At 37.8% G+C, this 4,107-nt stretch carries 6 protein-coding genes; 1 reads left to right on the top strand and 5 read right to left on the bottom strand.

From position 1 onward, the window contains the following. Positions 1 to 109: 109 nt before the first annotated feature. From COT43_08790 to COT43_08770, 5 genes are all read right to left on the bottom strand, one after another. Complete coding sequence (locus COT43_08790) at positions 110 to 631, bottom strand: hypothetical protein (GenBank protein ID PIS27779.1); 522 nt, start codon at positions 629 to 631, stop codon at positions 110 to 112. Positions 632 to 637: 6 nt separating this feature from the next. Further along, complete coding sequence (locus COT43_08785) at positions 638 to 1,363, bottom strand: integron integrase (GenBank protein PIS27778.1); 726 nt, start codon at positions 1,361 to 1,363, stop codon at positions 638 to 640. Further along, entirely contained in the window at positions 1,360 to 1,578 is a 219-nt protein-coding gene (locus COT43_08780; GenBank protein ID PIS27777.1) for an excinuclease ABC subunit C, read from the bottom strand. The genes COT43_08785 and COT43_08780 overlap by 4 nt, the downstream gene beginning before the upstream one ends. Beyond that, the gene (locus COT43_08775; protein PIS27780.1) at positions 1,575 to 1,835 is read right to left on the bottom strand and encodes a hypothetical protein; all 261 of its coding nucleotides are present in this window, start codon (positions 1,833 to 1,835) and stop codon (positions 1,575 to 1,577) included. The genes COT43_08780 and COT43_08775 overlap by 4 nt, the downstream gene beginning before the upstream one ends. Positions 1,836 to 2,037: 202 nt before the next feature. Continuing rightward, the gene (locus COT43_08770; GenBank protein PIS27776.1) at positions 2,038 to 2,313 is read right to left on the bottom strand and encodes a hypothetical protein; all 276 of its coding nucleotides are present in this window, start codon (positions 2,311 to 2,313) and stop codon (positions 2,038 to 2,040) included. Positions 2,314 to 3,421: 1,108 nt separating this feature from the next. Here COT43_08770 and COT43_08765 point away from each other — a divergent pair. Then, the coding region (locus COT43_08765) for a hypothetical protein (protein PIS27775.1) at positions 3,422 to 4,107 on the top strand (686 nt) is incomplete at its 3' end.

Here is a 4,107-nt window from a genome sequence, read left to right as displayed (position 1 = left end):
TTCTGCTTAAATGCATTACTGTAACGAAAACTTGTCCTGGTTGACATTGCTTCTTTCTCCTCTTTTGTTGTCAACCTATTTCAGGACGAGACACTCCAATGGTTAGGTCTTACTTGACAATTAAAATCGTATCTATATAACTATACTCAAACGATTCTAAATTGAGAGTATCTTCAACATCGGAAAAAGAGGAATCACTGAAAAATCCTTTTAATGTAAACTCGAATCTTTGATAAAAAGTATCTCGTTTAGAAATGTCAACTAATCTTGAATAATTAAGAGTATCTAAAATATTACAATCTGTATAGAAAGATAGAATTGGTAATTCTCCCCTTGAATTTATAGGAGATCTTTTTCTTCCCATTTCCCAAAAAGAACCGTAACCAATTCCTGTTCTAATATCTCTTAAAATATATGAATAACTAAATAACTGAAATCCAATCCCTTCACTATGATATATATATGTAAAATCAACATCTAATACCCTTAATGTATCCAGATAATCACAATCATAAGATAATTGTATATAATCAGTTATTAGTGAATTTTCAGACTCATTTGGTTTTGTCGTATAGTCGCAATTAATTAGAAATATCAGCAATACAATTATTATTGATTTTATTAATCTCATACTATTCTAAACTGTTAATAATAGACCTAATAATTCCTGGACTGTACGAATATTCACACCATCCTCTAAAAGGTGGGTAGCAAAGCTATGCCGGAAAGTATGACAGCCGCCATGTTTATAGATTCCGGCTTTACTAATCGCCTCTTTCACCGCACGCTGTAGTACAGATTCATGCAGATGATGCCTACGTACAATTCCCGTTCTTGGATCGGTGGATACATCTTTCGCTGGAAATAAATAATGCCAACCAATCTCTCTACCGGCATTTGGATACTTTCGCTCCAAAGCAAAAGGCAGATATACCGAATCATATCCCTCCTGAATGTCTTTCTGATGAATTTTGATAACTCTGTCAACCTGTTGTTGTAACAGTTCAATAACCGATTCTGGCAAAATTGTGACCCGATCCTTCCCCCCTTTGCCATCCCGAACTATTATCTGTCTGTATTCAAAATCAACATCCTTGATACGTAAATCCAGGCATTCATTCAATCTTAATCCGGCGCCATAGAGTAAAGTAACCATCAGTTTAGATTCACCGGACAATTCATTCAAAATTCTCTTGACTTCGGACTGAGAGAAAACGACTGGTAGACGCTTCGACCTTTTTGCCCATGCAATCTGACCGAATGCGCCCAATTCAATGTTCAGAACATGCTTGTATAAAAACGCAATCGCGCACAACGCCTTTACCCCGTGAGATAATTTCTTAATCGGTTTTTGATATATCATTTCCCCCAAGCGCTTTTTAAATACTTTTCACGCCTGGTTGCATCATGTTGATTCAGGCATCCTTCCCAATAAACAAGTTCAAGCGGACATCGCTTCATCGTTGAGGTAACGCGACCATCAACATGTTCTTTGATTCTCCGAATTAAATTGTTCGTAAAACCGACATAAAAATTCTCATCCTTTTTTGATTGTAGGATATATACGTAATACTTCATAGGAATATCTCACGGGGTGAATTCTGGGTTGAAGCCGACACATTCCTATTTACGGCCAAATGGTTCAGGAATTGTCTGATTTCCATTTCATTCATATCTTTCGGATGCCGTTTGTTATGGAAAAGGATATACTGCGTAATCCAGAGTACATAAGCCTGTTCTGTCCGATAACTGTAATGCTTCATTCTAATCGCCGATCTGACCTGATCCAGCAGTTTCGGCGGTTTGGCTGTTTCTTGGAATGTTTCGTTTTCCATATTATTCATGTTTTCGGCGATTCGCACACATAAGTAAATTCAATTGTCTGTTAACGGGTTCTGTTGATCAATCCGGGAGAATATCCATCAGTTTTACCGATCCCGTTGAGTAATCTGATACCCAATCTAAAATTTCATCCAGCCTTTTAAAATAATTTCACATGTCGCCTAACAGTTTACTCAAGTCATTTGGACAAGTAATTTATTCATTTGCGAAAGTTTCCAGATCATTTGGATGTTTTACCAAGTCATTTTCCAAAGTTGTCAAATGATCCGGATGTTTGTCCAAACCACTTACAAAAGTTTGCAGGTCATTTGGATGTTTATCCAAACCACTTTTAAAAGTTTGCAAGTCATTTGGATATTTTGCCAGGTCGTTCGATCGATTGTTCCAATCACTGGAACGTTTGATAAAATGATTAAAATGTTTTGAAAAGTCACCTGCGAAATTTGTTTTGACAGTGAAATCAGGAGTCAACCGCTCTGAAAGAACTACACAATTGTCTGAACATATACACATTTCGTACGGCCGACAGGTTTGAGCACCTGACGGAACAGTAAATTTTGGATTATCGATTCGGAATGATAAAAATGTTCGATTACCAAACTTTTAGCAAAAAGCGCTAAAATCACAAATCACAAAACCCAAATAACAAATAAATCCAAAATCCCAAATTCAAATGACCAAAACTCGGCAACTCTACGATTTTCCGTTTGGAGAATTGGAATTTTGGTCATTGGTTTTTACTTGAAATTTGGTGCTTGGTTTTTGGAATTTTCATCAAAGATGACCGTGCTTGAGTTTTGGAATTTTTCATTGCAAATAACGGAGTAAATGCCAAATCACAAAATCCAAAAAACAAATAAATCTAAAATCCCAAATTCAAATGACCAAAAGTTGTAATCTTCTAAAACAAATATTGAAGATATACGGTACACGAACAGAAAAATCAATCAACACAATAAAAAAGATTGGATCATTTCTATCTGTGTTAATCTGCGTTAATCTGTGGATAATTCTCTTTCCTCCGGGCACGGCTCCGCCCCGTCAGTCACATGTCACGACGGAGCAGTTCAGAAATATTTAAGGAAAACCTATGAAATAACAGGCAATAAAATTCCCGCCTGTTACTTCTAAAAGTAACCTAATGCGTTTTCCCAAAGGAGAAACGTCTCATGCTATCGATATAAAAGAGCGCCTTGAACATTCATTCGCCGTATCAGTCGTCTGTCCCGAAGCTTCGGGATTCCATCTATTGAAATCAATCCTTTTCCAAATAACGCCTGTTTCCGAGATAAAGTATCGGTGTGATGCTTATCCGCGGTTTATCCCTATTTAAAATAACGGTGTAATTGTAAGATATATTTTAAAGAAAGGCAACATTTTTTCAACACGGTCACCGTCGATTGCCAATGTGCGCAGGTTTATAAATTTGATATTATTTAAAAATATTGCCGGATATGAAAATTTTCAATAGTTTCTCCCATTCAGTTTTTTATCAGATTTTTAGTTTATATTGAAGTATCGACAATTAACGAACAAATAATTAAAGAATTAATAATTCGTCTAAAACTCGGAGCGTTTTATGGAAAAGTACATCTTAGCACATGACATGGGAACCAGTTCCAACAAAGCCATGCTGGTGACAGTTTATGGCGATATCATCGGCTCAACGAAAAAAGAGTATCCGCTTTATGTGCCGCAGACCGGTTTTGCAGAGCAGGAACCGTACGATTGGTGGAATGCGATCTGCGAAACATCGAAGGCCGTCATTCAAAAGACCGGTATCAATCCGGCGGATATTGTCGGTGTTACATTTTCTTCGCAGATGCAGGGATTGGTACTCGTTTCCAAAGAAGGCGAACCGCTTCGTCGGGCAATTTCGTGGGTTGACAGCCGCGCAGGCGATATCATGCGGGAACTCATCTGGACATGGCCGAGAGTTCAGGGTTACAATATTTTCCGTTTACTGAGGTTCCTGAGGATTACTGGCGGCGCTCCCAGTCTGGCTGGAAAGGACATCATCGGTAAAATTCTCTGGTTGAAAAGACATGAACCGGATGTCATCGCGAAAACATTTAAATATCTCGATCCCAAGGATTTCGTTGTATTTAAATTGACCGGCAATTACGTGAAATCAACCGATTTGGCGGTTGTCTGGTGGTTGCTTGATACCAGAAAAAACATTAATCAGTGGCATACGGGACTTTGTAAAATGGTTGGAATTGAAGTCGATAAACTCCCTGAAGTGAAGACAAGCAAGACAATTGT

The organism is Candidatus Marinimicrobia bacterium CG08_land_8_20_14_0_20_45_22 (genome assembly GCA_002774355.1).
Classification (GTDB): domain Bacteria; phylum Fidelibacterota; class UBA2242; order UBA2242; family UBA2242; genus 0-14-0-20-45-22.
Note: the sequence above shows the minus strand (reverse complement) of the source record. Positions and strands in the feature narration are given on the sequence as shown.